17 protein-coding genes are annotated in these 20,547 nt (G+C 59.5%); 9 read left to right on the top strand and 8 right to left on the bottom strand.

The genetic code is table 11. From position 1 onward, the window contains the following. Nucleotides 1–122 precede the first annotated feature (122 nt). The 6 genes from nudC (at nt 123) to J7447_RS17070 (ending at nt 5,903) form a co-directional block, all read left to right on the top strand. On the top strand, nt 123–1,073 hold the full coding sequence (nudC, locus tag J7447_RS17095; RefSeq protein ID WP_168686514.1) for an NAD(+) diphosphatase: 951 nt from the start codon (nt 123–125) through the stop codon (nt 1,071–1,073). Further along, nucleotides 1,073–1,651, top strand: a complete 579-nt coding sequence (locus J7447_RS17090; protein ID WP_209170359.1) for a histidine phosphatase family protein — start codon at nt 1,073–1,075, stop codon at nt 1,649–1,651. Before nudC ends, J7447_RS17090 begins: the two co-directional genes overlap by 1 nt. 66 nt (nt 1,652–1,717) lie before the next feature. Beyond that, a complete protein-coding gene (locus J7447_RS17085; protein ID WP_031268687.1) occupies nt 1,718–2,932 on the top strand; it encodes a lytic murein transglycosylase in 1,215 nt (404 codons plus the stop codon). A 180-nt stretch (nt 2,933–3,112) separates the two neighbouring features. Further along, nucleotides 3,113–4,378, top strand: coding sequence for a SulP family inorganic anion transporter (locus J7447_RS17080; RefSeq protein WP_022999052.1), 1,266 nt, complete (start codon nt 3,113–3,115; stop codon nt 4,376–4,378). 181 nt (nt 4,379–4,559) lie between these two features. Continuing rightward, entirely contained in the window at nt 4,560–5,174 is a 615-nt protein-coding gene (locus J7447_RS17075) for a hypothetical protein (protein ID WP_209170358.1), read from the top strand. A 90-nt stretch (nt 5,175–5,264) separates the two neighbouring features. Continuing rightward, a complete protein-coding gene (locus J7447_RS17070) occupies nt 5,265–5,903 on the top strand; it encodes a hypothetical protein (RefSeq protein ID WP_209170356.1) in 639 nt (212 codons plus the stop codon). A 93-nt stretch (nt 5,904–5,996) separates the two neighbouring features. On the opposite strand, the gene J7447_RS17065 is transcribed toward J7447_RS17070, so the two are convergent. The 7 genes from J7447_RS17065 to J7447_RS17035 all read right to left on the bottom strand — a co-directional run bounded on the left by J7447_RS17065 (nt 5,997) and on the right by J7447_RS17035 (nt 16,111). Continuing rightward, the gene (locus J7447_RS17065; protein WP_055659277.1) at nt 5,997–7,628 is read right to left on the bottom strand and encodes an ABC transporter ATP-binding protein; all 1,632 of its coding nucleotides are present in this window, start codon (nt 7,626–7,628) and stop codon (nt 5,997–5,999) included. Between the two features lie 10 nt (nt 7,629–7,638). Further along, nucleotides 7,639–8,907 carry an ABC transporter permease gene (locus J7447_RS17060; RefSeq protein ID WP_022999056.1) on the bottom strand — a complete coding sequence of 423 codons (1,269 nt, stop codon included), beginning with the start codon at nt 8,905–8,907 and terminating at the stop codon, nt 7,639–7,641. Between the two features lie 3 nt (nt 8,908–8,910). Continuing rightward, on the bottom strand, nt 8,911–10,035 hold the full coding sequence (locus J7447_RS17055; protein WP_022999057.1) for a microcin C ABC transporter permease YejB: 1,125 nt from the start codon (nt 10,033–10,035) through the stop codon (nt 8,911–8,913). A 63-nt stretch (nt 10,036–10,098) separates the two neighbouring features. Then, nucleotides 10,099–11,994 carry an extracellular solute-binding protein gene (locus tag J7447_RS17050; RefSeq protein WP_209170352.1) on the bottom strand — a complete coding sequence of 632 codons (1,896 nt, stop codon included), beginning with the start codon at nt 11,992–11,994 and terminating at the stop codon, nt 10,099–10,101. Then, the gene (locus J7447_RS17045; RefSeq protein WP_022999059.1) at nt 11,991–13,871 is read right to left on the bottom strand and encodes an extracellular solute-binding protein; all 1,881 of its coding nucleotides are present in this window, start codon (nt 13,869–13,871) and stop codon (nt 11,991–11,993) included. Before J7447_RS17045 ends, J7447_RS17050 begins: the two co-directional genes overlap by 4 nt. Before the next feature lie 109 nt (nt 13,872–13,980). Continuing rightward, entirely contained in the window at nt 13,981–15,402 is a 1,422-nt protein-coding gene (locus tag J7447_RS17040; RefSeq protein WP_209170351.1) for a diguanylate cyclase, read from the bottom strand. 157 nt (nt 15,403–15,559) lie between these two features. Next, nucleotides 15,560–16,111, bottom strand: coding sequence for a cytochrome c family protein (locus J7447_RS17035; protein ID WP_022999061.1), 552 nt, complete (start codon nt 16,109–16,111; stop codon nt 15,560–15,562). A gap of 185 nt (nt 16,112–16,296) precedes the next feature. Between J7447_RS17035 and J7447_RS17030 the strand changes: the two genes are divergently transcribed. From J7447_RS17030 to J7447_RS17020, 3 genes are read left to right on the top strand one after another with little or no spacing between them, the layout of a single operon-like run. Next, nucleotides 16,297–17,043 (top strand): 3-deoxy-manno-octulosonate cytidylyltransferase, encoded by a 747-nt coding sequence (locus J7447_RS17030; RefSeq protein ID WP_209170350.1) that lies wholly within the window; start codon nt 16,297–16,299, stop codon nt 17,041–17,043. Between the two features lie 29 nt (nt 17,044–17,072). Continuing rightward, nucleotides 17,073–17,963, top strand: a complete 891-nt coding sequence (locus J7447_RS17025) for a prephenate dehydratase (protein WP_022999063.1) — start codon at nt 17,073–17,075, stop codon at nt 17,961–17,963. A 32-nt stretch (nt 17,964–17,995) separates the two neighbouring features. Next, complete coding sequence (locus tag J7447_RS17020; protein ID WP_209170349.1) at nt 17,996–18,997, top strand: adenosine kinase; 1,002 nt, start codon at nt 17,996–17,998, stop codon at nt 18,995–18,997. Between the two features lie 49 nt (nt 18,998–19,046). Here the strand turns inward: J7447_RS17020 and J7447_RS17015 are convergent, their stop codons facing one another. Further along, nucleotides 19,047–20,399 (bottom strand): amidase family protein, encoded by a 1,353-nt coding sequence (locus J7447_RS17015; protein WP_209170346.1) that lies wholly within the window; start codon nt 20,397–20,399, stop codon nt 19,047–19,049. Between the last annotated feature and the right edge of the window lie 148 nt (nt 20,400–20,547).

Here is a 20,547-nt window from a genome sequence, read left to right as displayed (position 1 = left end):
ATCTGCATTCAGATGTGATCGGCGGCATCGGCAGGAAGCGGTTTCTCCAAGCTGGAAAATGCACTACGTGAAGAACCAGCATCTATTGACCTCCCGCCCCTTTCTCTTCCAAGGACTTTGACATGAACGCCAACCCCGCCGGTTCCCTGGCCATGGAAATGAGTTTCCTCGGCAACACGCTTGACCGGCAATCGACACGGCGTGGCGATACCGCCTATCTGGCAAGTCTTCTGGAAAAGCCCGATACGCGCATCGTGCTGTCGACGGACCGGACATTGGTCTTTGCCGCGGGCGAAAACCTTGCCGTCGGGCATCGTCTGGAGGTCGCCCTTTCGCTCGGGGCCGTGCGGGAGGAGATGATTTTCCTGGGACTGCGCCCGGAAAACGGCGAGGCCCTGTTCGCAACGGCCTTGCCCGCGACAGATGAAGACCTTGCGGATCGCACGGACCTTCAGCTTATCGACTTGCGCACCCTTGCCCTGCAGAACGCATTTGCACCGCAGGACATGGGCGCACTTGCCCAGGCCCGCGCCCTGATCCACTGGCATCGCACGCATCAGTTCTGCTCGCGCTGCGGCGAGAAAAGCCATCTGTCCGAAGCCGGATACCGTCGGGATTGCCCATCCTGCGGCGGCCAGCATTTTCCGCGCACAGACCCCTGTGTGATCATGCTGATTACCGACGAGAGCGGAGACAAGGCCCTGCTGGGCCGCCCGGCCCGACTTCCGGAGGGCATTTACACCACTCTTGCCGGCTTCATGGAACCGGGAGAAACAATCGAGCAGGCCGTGCGGCGCGAAACGCTGGAGGAAAGCGGGATCATTGTTGGCGACGTCCGTCTGATTGCCAACCAGCCCTGGCCGTTTCCGGCGAACCTCATGCTCGGCTGTATCGGCAAGGCGACCTCCTTCGACATCGCCATCGAGGACGACGAGCTTGAAGCCTGCAAGTGGTGCGGCCGGGACGAAGTGCGGCAAATGCTGGCCGATACGCATCCCGAGGGTCACAAGATACCGCCTTCGATTTCCATCGCCTTTGAACTGATCATGGGCTGGCTCGACGGAACGCTCTGATGACCTGGTGCGCTTACCTGACCCATCCGGAAGTCCTGATCGATCCGGACGTTCCTGTTCCCGAGTGGGGCCTGTCGGATACGGGCCGGGAGCGTGCGGCGAAAGCCACCGTCCTGCCGTTTGCCAAGGACATCCGACAGGTAATCTCCAGTGCCGAAAAGAAGGCGCTTGATACCGCGCAGGTCTTCTCCGGCCGCCTCCGCGTCTTTCAGCGGTCGCTTCCGTTCCTGCACGAGAATGACCGGAGTGCGACCGGCTTTCTGCCACCAGAAGAGTTCGAGCGGACCGCAGATCTTTTCTTTGCCGATCCGCATCATTCCGTTCGCGGCTGGGAACGTGCGATCGACGCCCAGGACCGGATCGTCAATGGTGTCAAAAGTGCCCTGCGCCACATTCCCGAGGAAGACCCGGTCCTGTTCGTCGGCCATGGCGCCGTCGGCACCTTGCTGATGTGCCATCTGATGGCCGCACCGATTTCCCGCCATCACGACCAGAGACGCGGCGGCAGCTGGTACCGCTTCGAGAAATCCTGGCTGATGAGCCAGGCCGGGCGCAATTTGGCTTGGACAGTCCTTTAAGCACGGTCGGAGGAAGACCCGGAACATGTTAGGCTGCCCCGACCTGTCGTGATCCGGGAGCCCGATGTGATCTGCCGTTTGCCGAAGCTTGTTCTTGCGACCCTGAGCTGCCTCGCCGTTACATTCCTGCCCGCCAACGCGGGCCAGTATGATGCCCAATTCCGGCAGTTCCTGTCTTCAGAAGTTGCTCCGGCGGCGCGCCAGCAAGGCATCTCCCAGGCAACTCTCGACCGGGAACTGAAAGGTCTGACACCCGACACCTCCCTGCCGGGGCTGGTCGGGCCGGGCGGCAAGGGCACGCCGCCCAAGATCAACTTTCAGGCCGAGTTCGGTTCCCCAAGCCGCTACTTCCGGGACAGCCAATTCAACGCCCTTGTGCCGCGCGGGCGATCGCTGATGCAGAAACACGCGGCCGTGCTGTCGCGGATCGAAGCGAAATACGGCGTACCCAGCCGGATCATCCTGGCCATCTGGGCAAGGGAATCGGGCTATGGCGGGGCCAAGATCCCCTATGACGCGATCCGCGTTCTGGCGACGCAGGCCTTCATGGGCCAAAGGCCGGACTTCTTCAAAGGCGAATTGATCGCCGGATTGAAGATCCTGCAAAATGGCGATGTATCCAGGCAGGGCATGAAAAGTTCCTGGGGTGGAGCCATGGGTCAACCACAATTCCTGCCGTCTTCCTTCTGGAAGTATGCGGTCGATTTCGACGGTGACGGCAAGCGCAACATCTGGACCTCCGACATCGACACGATGGCCTCCATTGCCCATTATCTCTCGGCACATGGCTGGGTAGCTGACCGCGACTGGGGATATGAAGTCCATCTTCCCGACAACGTCTCATGTACGCGGGAAGGTCCGGACAACCGCCAGAAGATTTCCGACTTCGTGCGTGAAGGCGTCAAGCGCGTCAGCGGCAAGCCTTTTCCGGCCAACGAGGTCAACCGGCCGGGGAACATCCTGCTGCCTGCCGGCCGCTACGGCCCAGCCTTCATTGCCACGGAAAACTTCTACGTCATCAAGGACTACAACGAGAGCGACACCTATGCGCTCTTCGTCGGTCACCTGGCGGACAGGTACGGCAACAACAGCGGTTTTGTCGGCGACTGGAAACCGATGAAGGAAACAACCAGAGGCGCGGTACGGAACCTTCAGCAGAGGCTTGAGGGGCTGGGGCATGACGTGGGAGGCGCCGATGGCCTGATCGGCTTCAAGACCCGTCGATCCATCGGCAAGGACCAGGAGAAGAACGGCTTCTTCGCGACTTGCTGGGTCGGCTAGAACACACCCTGGCCGCTCTCCTGGGTTGTGTTTCAAGATGCCCTCAAAACTGCTGTTTCCAGGTAGAAGTATCCCGTGACCAAGCGCCGCGGGATGCCCGTTTCAACAAACAGTTGATTTTGGACGTGCAGTGCGGAAGACTGTGTCCACATCCTTCCTTACTGCTTCTCCGGTGCCTTCATGCGGCTCCCCAAGATCGTTACCACATTGCAGGATTATTCCCTGCCGCTCTTCCGTGCCGACCTCGTCGCCGGGATCACCGTTGCCATGGTTGCCTTGCCGCTCAGCCTGGCGATCGCCATTGCTTCGGGGGCCGATCCTGCGAAAGGGCTGGTGACGGCGATTGTCGGTGGGTTCTTCATCTCGCTTCTTGGCGGCAGCCGGGTGCAGATTGGCGGGCCGACCGGCGCTTTCATCGTGGTGGTTTACGGCGTCATTGCCGATCACGGGTACGACGGGCTGGTGCTGGCAACCTTCATGGCAGGCATACTGCTATTGATCGGCGGGTATTTCCGGATCGGCAGGCTGATCCGCTATGTGCCGGAAGCCGTGGTCAACGGGTTCACCATCGGCATCGCGATCATCATCGCCTCCAGCCAGATCAAGGATTTCTTCGGCCTTCAGATCTCCGAGGTACCGGCGGACTTTCTGGAAAAACTTCCCGTTCTCTGGGAGGCACGTGACACCGCCTCGCTGGCCGCCAGCGGACTTGCCCTGGTCACGCTGGTGATGATCGTCACCCTGCGCCGGATGGCTCCGGCCTTTCCGGGGCTGATCGTTGCCGTGTCACTGGCCTCGCTGGCTGTCGTTCTGGCCACCCTGCCGGTAGAGACCATAGCCTCGCGCTTCGGTGCCCTGCCCAACACACTGCCACTTCCGGCGCTGCCGAGCGTCACTGTCGAGCGGGTCGTGGAGCTGTTTCCCTCCGCCATCGTGATCGCGTTCCTTGCCGGCGTGGAATCACTTCTGTCCGCGATGGTGGCTGACAGGATGATCGAAGGAAGCCACCGCCCCAACGCCGAGATGCTGGCACAGGGAACCGCCAATATCGCGTCTGCCCTTTTTGGCGGCCTTCCGGCCACCGGTGCCATTGCCCGCACGGCCACAAACGTCCGTGCCGGTGGCAAGACGCCGGTATCCGGGCTGGTGCATGCGCTTGCCATATTGCTGATCATGCTGGTTGCCGCCCCCCTGGCCGGATACCTTGCCTTGCCCGCCATGGCGGCCTTGCTGGTTCTCACAGCCTGGAGCATGAGCGAACCGCACAAGTGGAAGTCCTATCTGAGCGCCCCGATGGCCGACCGCATGTTGCTATTGACCACGCTGATCCTGACGGTCCTGATCGATCTGACCGTCGCCATCGGCGTTGGCGTTTCAATCGGTCTTGCCCTCAGGCTGCGCGAACGCAAGAAGCAGCCGGACGACTGGTCGATGCCGGAACGCTGACACGCCCGGTCACCGCCTGCAGGACATTCAAAACACAAGGTTTTCAGCTGGAATTCCCAATTTCCCCTTTGGTTGCGACCAGCCAAAGGCCTGATGCCGTGTGCGCACCATATATTTTTGCTTTTATTTTTTATTGTTTTACGATAATTAATCGCTGCAACTTAAATTGGAGCCACTCCACATGTCTGTTTTGTCGTCTTGCGGCGCGAACCCTCGGGTGCGCGCGAGAACCCTTCTTATTGCTCTTTTTCTGATGGCCTTTGGCACCGCATCGTCCTTTGCGGCCCCACTCGACCGGTTCAATCCCGCCACGACCGACCCGGACCTCTTCCGCCTCGCGGTCCGTCATCCCGACAGAATGAAGGTTCCGGATGGAGCCGCAACGGTTCATGTTGTCCTGTCCGACAAGGAAACGGGGCGCGTTGTCCAGGAAAAGCGGATCGAGCTGCAAAGGACCACAACCGGCGAACAGGCAGCTGAAGTGCGTACGGAGGCACCGGAAAACGTGGTGACTGTGTATCGGATCCCGGCAAAACAGGTAGCTGAATTGCGAGCACTGCAGGCCAAGTATCTGGCCATGCCCCAGTCTCGTCAGCAAACGATTGGCGGATCCCTGTCGATCGACGTCACCGGCTGCAAGCTCGATGCGGCCGACACCGGCGAAATGCTGATTTCGACTTATCTCAAGACATCGGAACTGGAGACCTTCGTGGCTCTGGCGGAAAATTTCGACCTGCGAAACTCGCAGGCTTCAAGCCGCAACGACCTCGAGAGCTCGATCCCGCCCTGTTCATGACCGGGGAAGCGGGCAAGGTCACCCCAGACCTTGCCCACCCCTGCCACGGACAATCACACTCTCCTGTCTTCGGATCGAAACGCAACTTCCATGCCGACCACTTTTTCAAGCCGCTCGCTGCATGCGGTTATGCTTTGCCTGCCCCTGTTTCTGTTGGCTGCATGCAGTCATGTTCCAGTTGCCACCATGGTCAAACTGGCAAACTTCGACCTTCTGAAAACCAACCCGGCAGGCTTGCGGGTTGCCGTCAGATATCCGGCCAGCATCCGTATCCCGGAAGGCGGAGCACGCATGATGCTGACGGTGAAGGACAAGAAGACCGGCAAACTGGTTATGGAGGAGAAACTTGCTTTCGTCCGCGTATCGTCCAAAGCCGAGCGGGCGGAGCTGAGCGCCGAACTGCAGGAAGGCCGGCGGATTGCGATCTACCGGCTACCGGACGACAGGATCCCCACCTTCAAGGCCTTTCAGACGTACCTTCTGACAATGGACAAGGCGGAACGGGACAAGATCGAAGGCAATATGGAAGTCGGCGTCGACGGCTGCCTTGCTTTCGAGCACCGGCCCGCGCGTATCCTCGTCAGCACCTATCTGAAAGCGGATGAACTGGGCGGCTACATACCACTGCTGCGCGATGTCGATCTTGAGGAACAGATGGCTGACGGCAAGAACGGCGTCGATGGTAGCCTGCCGCGCTGTACGGACGCCCGCGCCGCTACTGAAGAATAACGGCTCAAGCGAGTGCACTGTCCGTCCGTCGAGACCGGCAGACGGCACACCTTTGGACGAGGCAGCGCATGTGCCCTGCCCGGTCCGTCAGGATTACGCGCTCACCACACCTTCCGGTGCGGCTTCCAGGCGGAAGGCGGCGGCCATCAGGGCCTTGGTGTAATCGGTCCGGGGCGCATCGAAGATCTGTTCGGAGGCGCCCTGTTCCACCACCTTGCCCTGCCGCATGACGATAACCTCGTTGGCCAGGGCACGGACAACCTTCAGGTCGTGGGAAATGAACAGATAGGCAAGACCGTGCGCCTTCTGCAGATCTCGCAACAGATCGACCACCTGGGCCTGGACACTCATGTCGAGGGCTGAAGTCGGCTCGTCCAGCATGACGAACTTCGGCTCAAGAACCATGGCCCGTGCGATGGAGATGCGCTGACGCTGGCCGCCTGAGAATTCATGCGGATAGCGATGCCGGGTGGACGCATCGAGCCCGACTTCCTCCAGGGCCTTGGCGACCTTGCGGTCGCGCTCATCGGCCGAAATACCGGGGAAATGCACCTGCAGTCCCTCACCAACGATTTCAGCCACCGACATGCGCGGGCTCAGCGCACCAAAGGGATCCTGAAACACGATCTGCATGTCCCGGCGCAGCGGGCGCATTTCCTTCCAGGAATTCTTCTGGATTTCGGCACCGTTGAAGGCAATCCGCCCGGTGGAGGAAATCATGCGCAGGATCGCAAGCCCGAGTGTTGTCTTGCCCGATCCGCTTTCGCCGACGATCCCGAGCGTCTGGCCCTGCCGCACTTCCACATCGATTCCGTCCACCGCCTTGATGTGGTCGACGGTCTTGCGCAGGAAGCCCCGCTTGACCGGAAACCACACCTTCAGATCGTCTGCCTGAACGACAATCGGCTTGCTCTTGTCCGTCGCCGGTGGTTCGCCCTTGGGCTCAGCAGTGAGAAGGTGCTTGGTGTAGGCGTGCTGCGGCCGGTCGAAGATATCGGCAACCGGTCCCTGCTCGACGATCTTGCCCTTGGTCATCACGCAGACCCGGTCGGCGAACTTGCGCACGATCCCAAGGTCGTGGGTAATGAACAGCATTGCCATGCCGTGGCGGCGCTGAAGGTCCTTCAGCAACTCCAGGATCTGCGCCTGAACTGTGACGTCGAGCGCCGTGGTCGGTTCGTCGGCAATCAGCAGATCCGGTTCGTTGGCCAACGACATGGCAATCATCACGCGCTGGCGCTGGCCGCCGGAAAGCTGGTGGGGATAGGAGTTGAGACGTTTTTCAGGATCGCGGATGCCCACCTGGTTGAGCAGTTCCAGCACGCGCTCACGCGCCTTTGTATCGCTCATGCCCCGGTGGATCTTCAGAATTTCCGAAACCTGCTTTTCCACCGAGTGCAGCGGATTGAGCGAGGTCATCGGTTCCTGGAAAATCATCGAGATGCCGTTGCCGCGCACCTTGCGCAGTTCGGCTTCCTCAACCGCCAGAAGATCCTGACCATTCATCAGGATCCTGCCGGAGGGGTGCGAGGCTGCGGGATAAGGCAGAAGCCGCAAGACCGACTGAGCGGTTACGGACTTACCCGAGCCGCTTTCCCCCACCAGTGCGACGGTCTCGCCCTTCTTGATGTCGAAGGTGATCCGGTCGACGGCAAGGTTCTTGCTTCCGCCTTGGGAAAAGGCGACGGACAGGTCTTCTACGGAGAGGAGCGTTTCTTTTGTCATCTTGTGTTCCTCACCCCAGACTCTTGCGCGGGTCGAACGCATCACGCACCGCCTCGCCGATGAAGATCAACAGGCTCAACATCAGTGAAATGACCATGAAGCCGGTGATCCCGAGCCAGGGCGCCTGAAGGTTGTTCTTGCCCTGCGCCAGCAGTTCGCCAAGTGATGCCGACCCTGGCGGCAGGCCGAAGCCGAGGAAATCCAGCGCCGTCAGGGTGGAAATCGAACCGTTGAGAATGAACGGCATGAAGGTAAGCGTCGCCACCATGGCGTTGGGAAGCAGGTGCCGCCACATGATCACCGGATTGGAAACGCCGAGTGCCCGGGCTGCGGATATGTATTCCAGGTTCCGGCCGCGCAGGAATTCCGCGCGCACGACACCCACGAGCGCCACCCAGGAAAATGCCAGCAGAATGGTGAAAAGGGTCCAGAAGCCGGGCACCAGAAACGACGACACGATCAGGATGAGGTAAAGCGTCGGCACCGCTGTCCAGATCTCGATGAAACGCTGGAACAGGAGATCGGTCCAGCCGCCATAATAGCCCTGCACGGCCCCTGCCGCGATGCCGATGACGGAGGATGCCAGCGTCAGCGCCAGGCCGAACAGCACGGAAATCCGGAAGCCGTAGACGAGACGCGCAAGCACATCCCGGCCCTGGTCGTCCGTACCGAGCCAGTTCCAGTTGCCCATGACGCAATTGGGGTCTTCCGCGCCAAGCGGATAGCGCGAGCAACGCTTTTCCTTGTCCATCGTCCAGGAGGGAGGTGCAGGTGCCGGGACCGGAATGTCATTGTTGACCGATCGGTAGGAATAACGCACCGGCGGCCACAGCATCCAGCCGTTGGCGCTGATCTCTTCCTGGATGAACGGATCGCGGTAGTCGGTCACCGCCAGGAAGCCGCCGAACTTTTCTTCCGGGTAATCGACGAAGACCGGCGCCAGCAATTCGCCGTTGTAGGAAACAAGGATCGGCCGATCATTGGTCAGGAATTCTGCCAGCATGGCCATGACGAACAGCACCAGGAAGATCCAGAGCGACCAGTATCCGCGCCTGTTGGCCTTGAAGTTCACCAGCCGCCGCTGGTTTATCGGTGAAAGGCGTGCCTTGGAACCCTTTGCCGGGACGACAAACGCCTCGCGATCATCCGTTACAGCTGCCTCGAAGTAGGCCGCCCTGGACCGCTCGCGGCTTTCGGCTTCATATCCGCCAGCCTCATGTCCGCCACTGCCGGTCTCGTAGTTTGCACTTCCTGCATCACTGTCTGAATCGGTCGCCATCGATCAGACCTCCCTGCTTTCGAAGTCGATCCGGGGATCGATCCAGGTGTAGGTCAGGTCGGAAATGAGGTTCACCAGAAGGCCCATGAGCGAGAAGATGTAGAGGGTTGCGAAAACAACCGCGTAGTCGCGATTGATCACCGATTCAAAACTGAGCAATCCCAGGCCATCGAGCGAGAAGATCGTCTCGATGAGGAGCGAGCCGGCAAAGAAGGACGAGATGAAGGCCCCCGGAAAACCGGCCACCACGATCAGCATGGCGTTGCGGAACACATGTCCGTAAAGCACCTGGCTTTCCGTCAGTCCCTTTGCCCTTGCGGTGATCACGTATTGCTTGCGGATTTCATCCAGGAACGAGTTCTTGGTCAGCAAGGTGGTGGTGGCAAAGGCGGACAGGGCCATGGCCGTCAAGGGCAGGGCAAGGTGCCAGAAATAGTCGGCGATCCGGGCTGGCCACGAGAGCTGTTCCCAATTGTCAGACACCAGCCCCCGCAAGGGAAAGATATCCCAGAAGGACCCGCCGGCGAAAAGCACGATCAAGAGAACCGCAAAGAGAAAGCCCGGTATGGCGTAAGCCACGACGATGACACCGGAGGTCCAGACGTCGAACCGCGAACCGTCCGAAACGGCCTTGCGGATCCCGAGCGGTATCGACACCGCATAGGATATCAACGTCATCCAGAGGCCGAGCGAGATTGAAACCGGCAGTTTTTCGGCAATCAGATCGATGATCTTGATGTCGCGGAAATAGCTTTCGCCGAAATCGAAGCGGGCATAGTCGCCCAGCATCTTCAGGAAGCGTTCCAGCGGAGGCTTGTCGAAACCGAACTGCGCTTCCAGTTCCTTGATGAATTCCGGGTCTAGCCCCTGGGCACCGCGATATTTCGAACTGGCCGAGTCTGCAGTTGCACCACCGCTGCCACCGGAGGCGTCGTTGCCGCCCCCCAGCATGTCGCTGCCACCACCGCTGATGCGTGATGTCGCCGAAACATCCGTTCCCTGCAACTGGGCAATGACCCGCTCGACCGGACCACCTGGCGCAAACTGGATGATGACGAAGTTGATTGCCATGATCCCGACCAGCGTCGGTATCATCAGCAGCAAGCGGCGGAGGATGTAGGCGCCCATGGAGTGTGTGCAGTCCCTTTTGTCTTGGCCTTCTGGAGCGAGCCCGAGGTTTCGCTGGAAATATTACCCGGCTTTACCGAGTTTTTCCGCCTTTTCCTTGTCTATCCACCACAGTTCTTCAACCGGGAAGAAGTAGCGCGGAGTTTCTTCGGGAAAGCCGTAGACATCCCACATGGCAACAGTGTGGACGTTCTTGAACCATTGCGGGATCCAGTAATGGCCGGCCCGCAACACGCGATCGAGAGCCCGCGCCGCGTTGGTCATCTCATCGCGCGTTGTCGCTGCGATAGCCTTGTCGATCAGCGCATCGACAACCGGGCTGGATATGCCGGATGTGTTGTAGGTGCCCGGAATTGTCGCCGCCTTGGAGCCCCACATCTCGCGAATGGTATCCGACAGTGTCGGCGAAAGGCTGAGCCTGCGGCTGGCGATATCAAAGTCGTAGTCGTTGAGCCTGGCCTCATATTGCGCCGGATCCACGATCCGCAGGCTCGCCTTGATGCCGAGCCGTTCCAGGTTCTTGATCATCGGATTGACAATCCGTTCGTAAGCGGCGGTGTTGTTCAGGAATTCGATCGTCAACTGATTTCCGTCCGGGCCGATCAGGTCGGTCCCCTTCCGGGTAAACCCGGCTTCGGCCAGAAGTTCGCTCGCCCGTTTCAGCAGCTTGCGGTCATTGCCGGATCCATCGCTGACGGGCTGTATCACCGCTTCGCCGAAGACAGCCTCCGGCAACTGGTCCCGGAAGGGCTCCAGCAAAGCAAGTTCCGCGGTCGAGGGCATCCCCTCCGCCTTCATGTCGGAGTTTTCGAAGAAGGACTGGGTTCTCGTATAAAGCCCGTAGAACAGGTTCTGGTTCGACCATTCGAAATCGAAGGCGTATCCAAGAGCCTCGCGCACGCGCGGGTCCTTGAACTTGTCGAGCCGGGTGTTGATGAACCAGCCCTGCGCCCCTGACGGCCGGCCATCGGGAAACTCGCGGCGGATTACCTTGCCTTCTTCCACAGCCGGAAAATTGTACTCCGTCGCCCAGTTCTTGGACGTGAATTCCTCGCGGTAGAACGTCCCGCCCTTCTTGAAGGCTTCGAATGCCGTCTGGCGTTCACGGTAAAACTCCACCCGTATAACCGCGAAATTGCAGTGCCCTACCCTGACCGGCAGATCCTTTGCCCAGTAGTTTTCGACCTGGTGGTATTCGACATAGTGACCGACGGCATGTTTTCCGACCTTGTAGGGACCGGATGACAGGGGCGGTGTCAGGGTCGATTGCTTGAAATCGTATGCGGTGTAATAGCGCTTCGAGAAGATCGGATAATCGGCTGCAACGACAAGCGGCAGGTTGCGCGACTGCGAGCCGTCGAACTGCAGCGCGACCTTGTGATCGTCCAGAATGACCGCGTCCTTCAATGACGACAACGGCTGGCTGAGCATGGGGTGACCGTCGGCCTTCAGAAGCAGAAGCGAAAAGGCGACGTCTTCTGCAGTCAGTTTGGAGCCGTCGTGAAATCTGGCTTCAGGCCTCAGACTGAACGTGAAGACGTTGCCGTCCTCCGACACCTTGACCGTTTCCGCCAGCAAGCCGTAGACCGCGTCCGGCTCATCGTAAGCGCGCACCATCAAGGTGTCGAAACACAGCTCCATGCGGGGCGGGGCATCGCCTTTCAGGATGAAGGCATTGAAAGTGTTGTAGGTCAGGACATTCTGGTTGAAGTACCAGTAGGGCGCCTGAAACGAGAAGGTCCCGCCTTTCGGAGCCAGCCGGTTAACATAGTCGAACTGGGTGAAATCCGGTCCGTATTTCAGGTCGCCGAACACGGACAGGCCGTGAACGGGGCCGTCCGGATAGGCGGTTTGTGACGCGAAGGCCGTGGACACCGGCCAGGGCGCTGCCGACGCAAACGCCGCGGCGCTGCTCATTTGCAGGAAACGGCGCCGGGAAGTCGTCAGAGCCCCACTCATCGCGCGGCTCCCGTCTTGGCGGCCAGGGCCTCGTCGTACCACCAGATGGTCGGGAACCCGGTGCTGTATTCCGGCATCTGTTGCGGATGGCCGAAGCGGTTCCAGCGTGCCGTGCGAGTTTCGTCGGAATAGAACTGCGGCACCACATAATGGTTCCACAGCAACACGCGGTCGAGCGCGCGGGTGGCAGCCACCAGCGTTTCCCGGTCTTCGGCAAAGATGACCTTGTCGATCAGCTTGTCGATCGCGGGGTTCTTGATGCCGGCATAATTGGCCGAACTTTCGTTATCAGCAGATTCAGACCCCCAGTACTCCCGCTGCTCGTTTCCGGGCGACAGGGACTGGCCGATCGCCAGGACCACGGTGTCGAAATCACGGCTGCGGACACGATTGACGAACTGCGAGGTATCGACCAGACGCAGGATCGGCTTGATACCGATGGCTTCCAGGTTCTGCGAATACGGCAGAAGAGTGCGTTCGCTGGCCTTGTCACGGTAGAGGAATTCGATGCTGAGCTGTTCGCCGGTTTTCGGATCGACCATCTTGCGGTCTTTCAGCTCATAGCCGGCCTTGCGGAGCAACTTGACGGCTTCACGCAGGTTCGCGCGCACGTTCTGCGGATTGCCGCCAACCGGGTTCTTGAATTCTTCCGTGAAGACTTCGGGCGGCACCATGTCCCGCACTTCCTCCAGGATCTCCAACTCCTTGCCCTGCGGCAGACCGCTGGATGCCAGCTCCGTGCCGGCGAAATAGGAATTGACCCTCTTGAGAAGATTGGCGGAAACGATCTCGTTGGTGGTTTCGAAATCGTAGGCATAGTTCAATGCCTGACGGACATCAGGGTTCTGGAATTTTTCACGGCGCTGGTTCAGGAAGAAGCCCTGCATGACGCCCCTGGACTTGTCCGGGAAGATTTCCTTCACCACCCGGCCATCCTTGATGGCTGGGAAGTCGTAGCGCTTGGCCCACTGGCTCGAGCTGCGCTCGGTATGGAAGTCGTACTGGTCACCCTTGAAGGCTTCGAACTGCACGGAATCATCGAGGAAGGAGATGTAACGGATCTCCTCGAAATTATCGGTTCCGACGCGGATCGGCAGGTCCTTTCCCCAATAGTCCGGCACGCGCTCGTAGATCACCTGACGGTTGGGCGAGAACTCTTTCATCTTGTAGGCACCGGAACCGAGTGGCGGCTCCAGAGTGGTGCGGGAGATGTCACGCTGTTCTCCCTTGCTGTTCGTGCCTTCCCACCAGTGTCTGGGCAGGACAGTCAGCTGGCCCATGATCTTGGGAAGCTCGCGGTTTCCGCTGACATCAAAGGTGAAACGCACGGTGCCATCGCCGACAATCTCGGACTTCTGGACATTCTGGAAGTAGTACTTGCGCTGCGGGTCCAGCTCGATGGACTTTTCAAACGACCAGATGACATCGTCGGCGGTTACCGGCTCGCCGTCATGCCACCTTGCATCCGGGTTGAGCCTATATTCGACCCAGGAATAGTCGTCGGGAAAGCGGACCGCTTCGGCCAGGACACCGTATTGGGCACTGATGTCCTCTTCGTCCAGAGAAGGCTCCATTAGGCTTTCGTAGATATTCAGGATGCCGGGGGCGATATTGCCCTTCTGCGCCAGAATGTTGAACGTATCGAAACCGCCGCTGGCGGCTAGCCGAACCGTGCCGCCCTTGGGGGCATCGGGATTGACGTAATCGAAATGCCTGGCATCGGCGCCGTATTTGGGTGTTCCGTTGAGGGCGGCCGCGTGATGCCATTCCGGTTCAGCCGCGACAGCCGGTACGGATCCGATCCCCGACATCACCACCACACTTGCCAGTGCAAGCCCAGCTGCGGCCCGCTTCCCTACATGCCATTTGAACACCATCGGCTTCTCCGTCCCCTTCCGGTTCCTGAACCCAAATCACGGGTTTAGAGAATCAGTGTAGGGACCTGTTGGCCCTGCGTCACCTGCTGGCTGCCGAGATGACAGAAATTTAACCTGTCTGGGGGAGGCCGTTTCCGGGAATATCCTGTGAATTTCTCTTGGACTTTGCCTTTTGCGCGTACATTCTACCGTCAGCAACCCTAAGTAAATCTTCCACCGTAGCGGCATCGCCGGGATAGCTTGCAGAACCAATACTGGCCTTCACGTCGATACGGGCACCCGAATACTCGAAAGCCTCGGTCACACGCTCACCAAGTCGATTGAGAAAGGTGTCCTTCTCCTGGCGCCGCATGTTGCCTGGCGTCAACACGATGAACTCGTCGCCACCGACCCTGGCGACGGTATCCGTCTGCCGGATCTGGTTCTGCAGCCGCTGCCCGACCTCGATCAGAAGCTGATCGCCAACTGCGTGACCATAGTTGTCGTTGACCGGCTTGAAGGCATCCAGATCGACGTAAAAAATCTCGAAGCCCGCGCCACTGCGCTCGCACATGGCGGCAAGCTGGTGCATGCGGTCTTCCAGCAGGCGCCGGTTCGCCAGTCCTGTCAGCGGGTCATGCAGCGCCATGGAGCGAACCTTGTAGACCTCGCTGATCAACAGAAACGCCATGGCGCCAAAGACGAGCGAGATCAGGCTGCCGACGAGTTGCGTGATCCAGACCTGGTTGCCCGTGCTCGACCAGCCGGCCTCCGGAAGGCCGACAAGCTCCCAGTTCAGACCGCCGGGAAGATGCAGAGGCAGGGACACATGGTCCTTTTCAAGGAGAGACTGGTTGCCGAAAATCATGTTGTTGGAGGCAACCGCGCTCCGGTTCACAAGGCCGATGCGGATGCCGTTGATGACATCCGTGATGCCGGCAGTCTTCATCATGCCCTCTTCGTCCAACACCAGGGTGGCGACACCCCAGTAACTGCGCTCCTTGAGCGGTTGCCCAAGGAAGCTGGCTGGAAAGATGGGAATTCGGATCAGGAGGGCCCTGCCCCCCTGCACAAGTTCCAGTGGGCCTGCAATAACGACTTCACGCGTCACCATCGCCTGCTGGATTGCGGGCCACTGCGCCGTGTTCATGCGGTAGTTCAGACCGAGCGCCGCCTGGTTTGGCTCCAGCGGAAACACCGCGCGAAGAATGTTGTTGGGTGCCAGGCCGATAGAGCGGATGGACGGATTTTCCTCGATCAGTTCGACCGCGATTTCCCGGTAGTCTTCCATATCGAATGGCTGTTCGACGAACTGGGACACATAGGCCCGGATCCCGAGACCGTGGGCCACTGTCCGGTTGATTTCGCCTTCAAGGCGCGCCCGCGCTTCGGAGAGCGAGGCGACGGCCTGACGTTTGTGCTGGGAAACAAGTTCGTTGCGAACCAGTTGACCGACGTGCGCAGTGACGGCGATACCAGCGAGAAAACAGACGGCAGCAACGATGGAAGCGATCCACGTTCCATTCGACTTAGAAAATACATTCCTCGTCAAGTTGATGCCCATAGGGTCCTTGCCCGACCTTAGCCCACTTTCAACAGAACTACGTAACGTAAGATTTGTTAATTTTTCTTATAAATCAAATAAAAAAGCCGGGTAGTTAACCCGGCTTCTCTACAATTCAAGTCACGTCTGCGATGTCGACGAGATTTTACTCGGTCGGCAGCGGTGCAGGCGAATCGGCCTGTTCACGAAGGTAGGCAATCAGGTCTGCCCGGTCTTCCGGTTTACGCAGACCGGCAAAACCCATCGTGGTGCCGGAGATGAAGTTCTTCGGGGACTCCAGGAAGTGATCCAGCTCTTCGTAGGTCCACTCCGGATTTTCTTCACCGAATGCGGTCATTGCGGAAGAATAGCCGAAACCTTCGTGGGAACCAGGCTTGCGGCCGACGACATCCCAAAGACCCGGGCCAACCTTGTTGGCGCCGCCCTGCGTGAAGTCGTGGCAGGCGGCGCATTTCTTGGCCACCTTCGCGCCGTCTTCAGCAGATGCTTCGACCAGACGCTCGGAGATCGGCACCACTTCCGGAACCGCGCCGACTTCCGAGGTGCTATCCTCTGCAGACGCCACGACGATTTCATAACCCGGTTTACCCGGGATCGTCGGATGGAAGATGATGTCGGAGACAATGCCGACACCCATAGTCAGAATCAGAACCATCAGTACCGCACCAGCGGCCTTGTTCAGCGTGAAGGAATCCATTCTCTCCGGCTCCAAGCTCATACGCGTCCGGGCCCGCAGCGTCGCTGCGACCCCTATCAGCTTTTCGAATTTTGCCGGAACCTACAAATTTTTTGACCTTGCTGTCCATAGCTTTAAAAGGGCATCTGATACGACAAACGGACGCGGCACGTGTTTTTTTGCATTTCTTCCGCCCGTCCGGCTCCATGGAGACCCGATTGACCGCTGCTCTTGTGATTATCCCGGCCCGCCTCGCTGCCACCCGACTGCCGCGCAAACCGCTTGCCGACATCTGCGGAAAACCCATGATCGTGCGTGTTCTGGAACAGGCCCGCAACGCGGATATCGGCCCGGTGGCCGTTGCATGTGACGACAAGGACATTTTCGAAGCGGTGCAGGACCATGGCGGCAAGGCAGTCATGACGCGTGCCGACCACGCTTCCGGATCCGATCGCATTCACGAGGCAGCGGGACTGATTGATCCGGACAGAAAGCACGATGTCATCCTGAACGTGCAGGGTGATGTGCCGCTGATCGCACCGGAAGCCATCCGGGCGGCCTTTGCACCGCTCGCCATTGCCGATGTCGACCTGGGTACCATCATGACCGAGTTCACCAATACCGCCTTCCGGGACGATCCGAATTTCGTCAAGGCAGTCACCACGCCCAACGGCCACGGCCATCATCGCGCGCTTTACTTTACCAGGGCCGTCGCCCCGCACGGTGACGGCCCGTACTACCACCACATCGGCATCTATGCCTACCGCAGGGCAGCCCTGGCGAAATTCGTCCAGCTGCCGCCTTCGCCGCTGGAACAGCGTGAAAAGCTGGAGCAGTTGCGGGCCCTGGAAGCGGGCATGCGGATTGATGCCTCCGTCATCGACAGCGCGCCGATGGACGTGAACACGCCCGAAGATCTGGAACGAGCCCGGGCGGCCTATCAGACAAACTGACGAAAGACTGCCGAAAGGCGGAAAGACATATGACCGACAGAAAAAGAATCGTGTTCCAGGGAGAAACCGGTGCCAACTCGCACATGGCCTGCCGGAGCGTTTATCCCGATTACGAAGCCATCCCCTGCGCCACCTTCGAGGACTGCTTTTCGGCCATGGCCGACGGGTCGGCAGACCTTGCCATGATCCCGATCGAGAACTCCGTTGCCGGCCGCGTCGCGGACATTCATCATCTGCTGCCCAAATCTGACCTGCACATCATCGGCGAATATTTCATGCCGATCCGGTTTCAGCTCATGGCGGTCAAGGGTGCAAAGATCGAAGACCTGAAAAAGGTGCAAAGCCATGTGCATGCCCTTGGCCAGTGCCGGAACGTGATCCGTGAGCTCGGCCTGACGGCCGTCGTCGGCGGCGATACCGCGGGCTCCGCCCGGCAGATCGCCGAGCTGGGTGATCCCAGCGTCGGCGCTCTTGCGCCGGAAATGGCCGCCGAAATCTACGGTCTGGACATTCTGCGCCGGGATGTGGAGGATGAGGCGCACAACACGACCCGCTTTGTCATTCTCTCGCGCGACAAGATGGAGGCCGCGCACAACGGCCAGCCGGTCATCACGACCTTCATCTTCCGGGTTCGCAACGTTCCGGCAGCGCTCTACAAGGCCCTGGGAGGATTTGCCACCAACGGGGTCAACATGACCAAGCTGGAATCCTATCAGCTTGAAGGGCAGTTTTTCGCGTCGATGTTCTATGCGGACGTCGAAGGCCATCCGGAAGATCCGAAGGTGGCCCTGGCGCTCGAGGAGCTGGCCTTCTTCTGTGCCGAGCTGAACATGCTCGGCGTCTACCGGGCAAGCCCGTTCAGGGACAAGATCAGGGAGCCGGAATCCAACCGTGCTCTCCGGCCCAATCCCTACTCGTAACGGCGGCTACCCGACACCACCAGAGGAACTCTATGACTGAAACAAGATTTGATGCCCTGTGCATCGGCAATGCCATTTGCGACGTCTTCGCCCATGTCGAAGAGGATTTCCTGCTTCAGGAAAACCTCGTCAAAGGCTCCATGCGCCTGATCGACACCGACGAGGCAGTACGCCTGTTCGACAAGATGGGACAGACCGTCCGCATTTCCGGCGGCAGCGCCGGCAACACGGCGGCTGGCATTGCCTCGCTCGGCGGACGCCCTGCCTATTTCGGCAAGGTTGCCGAGGACGAACTGGGCGACAGCTATTATCACGACATGAACGGCACCGGCGTCTATTTCAACACGCCCCGCCTCAAGGAAGGCAAGCCGACCGCCCGGTCGATGATCCTGATCACGCCGGACGGCGAACGCACGATGAACACCTATCTGGGTGCATGCACCGAATTCGGCATCGCCGATGTTGACGAGGAAGTCGTTGCCGCCGCAGCCGTCACCTACATGGAAGGCTATCTGTGGGACCCGGCAGACGCCAAGAAGGCGTTCCTGAAAGCTGCGGAAATCGCGCATGCAAACGGGCGTCAGGTGGCGATTACCCTGTCCGACTCGTTCTGTGTCGACCGCTACCGCAGCGAATTTCAGGCCCTTCTGACCGATGGTGTCGTCGACCTGATGTTCGCCAACGAGCATGAGCTGAAGGCCCTTTACGAAACATCGGATCTGGACAGTGCGGTAAATGCGGCCCGGGAATCCGGTGCCCTGACCGCCCTGACCCTCGGCGAGAACGGTGCGATGGCAATCAGCCGCGAGGAAACCGTCAAGGTTCCCGCGCAGACTGTCGACAACGTGGTTGACCTGACAGGCGCCGGCGACCTGTTTGCCTCCGGCTTCCTGTTCGGACTTGCCCGCGACTACAAGCTCGCGGAAGCCACCGAGCTTGGTTGCCTGTGCGCTGCGAGCGTCATCAGCCACGTCGGCGCCCGGCCGGAACGGGCCTTGAAAAACATCGCCGGCCAGAGCGGCTTCGAGATCTGAACCTTTTCAGGGGCGGCCTTCGGGCCGCCCTTTTCAGAACCGGCAACTGCTACCGACGCATGCCGTGTTCCTTCGATTGCATTGCTTCAATCGCTGCCGCGATTGCCAGCACCTTTCGATCTGCCCCCGGCAGCCCATCGATTTCCAGGCCTGCGGGTACTCCGCGAACACTCCGTGCCATTGGCAAACTCACGCCAGGGGCGCCAAAGAATGTCGCCGGTACCGTGTTGCGCATGGTCTTCCAGACAGACACTTCCTTGCCGTCAACGACGACACTCCCTTCTTCACCCAGTGCCGTTGCCGCAATCGGTGTCGTTGGAAAAATGATCGCGTCAAGTTTGTACTGCTCCAAATGCGCGCAGTATTGCTTGCGACACCGGGGGAGCGACACGGAAATCACATGCTCGTATCGTGCTGCCAGGTCCTTGGCGTCCGCACCACGCAAAGCCCCGTCAAATTCCTCACGAACGTATTGCCCGGCTATGCCGGCAACGAGCGACCGAACATCGACGGCAGCGCCAGAAACCGACAAGTACGCTTCCAGCGATCTTTCCAGCTCCCACGCACGGATTGGCTCCGACATTTCGCCGAGCCAGCTTGAAACCTCCGGCATCTCTGCCTCAACGACCGTGACACCCCAAGAGACAAGCTGGTCAACGGTTTCCTCAAACGCCTGGGCGACGCCGCTTTCCAGGCCGGACAGGAAATACTTTCCGGGAAGGCCAAGCCGCAGGCTTCGAAGGTCGATGGCAGGCCGCTCACTCTGCTCACACAAAACGGCATCCAGAAGCAGCAGATCTTCTGCAGATCGCGCAAATGAACCAGGCACATCGCGCGTTGGAAACAAGGGCATGACACCGTCAGTCTTGTAGCGACCACTTGTGGGGCGAAAGCCGAAAACCCCGCAAAATGATGCCGGAATTCGCACCGAACCTGCCGTGTCCGTGCCAAGAGCAGCCGGAACCAGACCCGCGGCCACGGCAGCGGCAGAACCACTGCTGCTTCCCCCCGCTGAGCGAGAAGGATCGTGCGGGTTTCGAACGGGGCCAGTGTGATCGTTGTTGCTGGTGATGCCGAAGGCGAGCTCGTACATGTTTGTCTTGCCGAAGACCAATGCCCCGGCGTTTTCCAGTTTCGTGACCACCGATGCGGTCCTGTTGACCACGTGATCTTTCAGGCTTGGCGTTGCAGCAGTCGTCGCCATGCCGGCAACGTCGATGCAGTCCTTGATGGCAACGGGAATGCCATGCAGCGGCCCCAAAGGTCCACCGTTCGCCTGGTGCTCATCGGCCTTGCGCGCAGCGCTGCGGATATTTTCCGGGGCAAACTGGGTGAAGGCATTCAGGTCAACGAACCGTTCTGATCTTTCAATCAACGCCTCGACATAGTCTCGGCAGGACATTCTGCGGCCTCGAAACATCTCCACTGCTTCAACAACTGTCAGCCGCAAAAAATCCATGTCGGTTTCACCCCAAGCATCGAAACCTTCGTATCATCGCTGGTTTGCAGCCTTTGTCACTTGCTGTTCTCAAAAATAATGAAGTTGGCCT

The sequence above is a fragment of the Labrenzia sp. R5_0 genome (genome assembly GCF_017743835.1).
Taxonomy (GTDB): domain Bacteria; phylum Pseudomonadota; class Alphaproteobacteria; order Rhizobiales; family Stappiaceae; genus Roseibium; species Roseibium algicola.
Note: the sequence above shows the minus strand (reverse complement) of the source record. Positions and strands in the feature narration are given on the sequence as shown.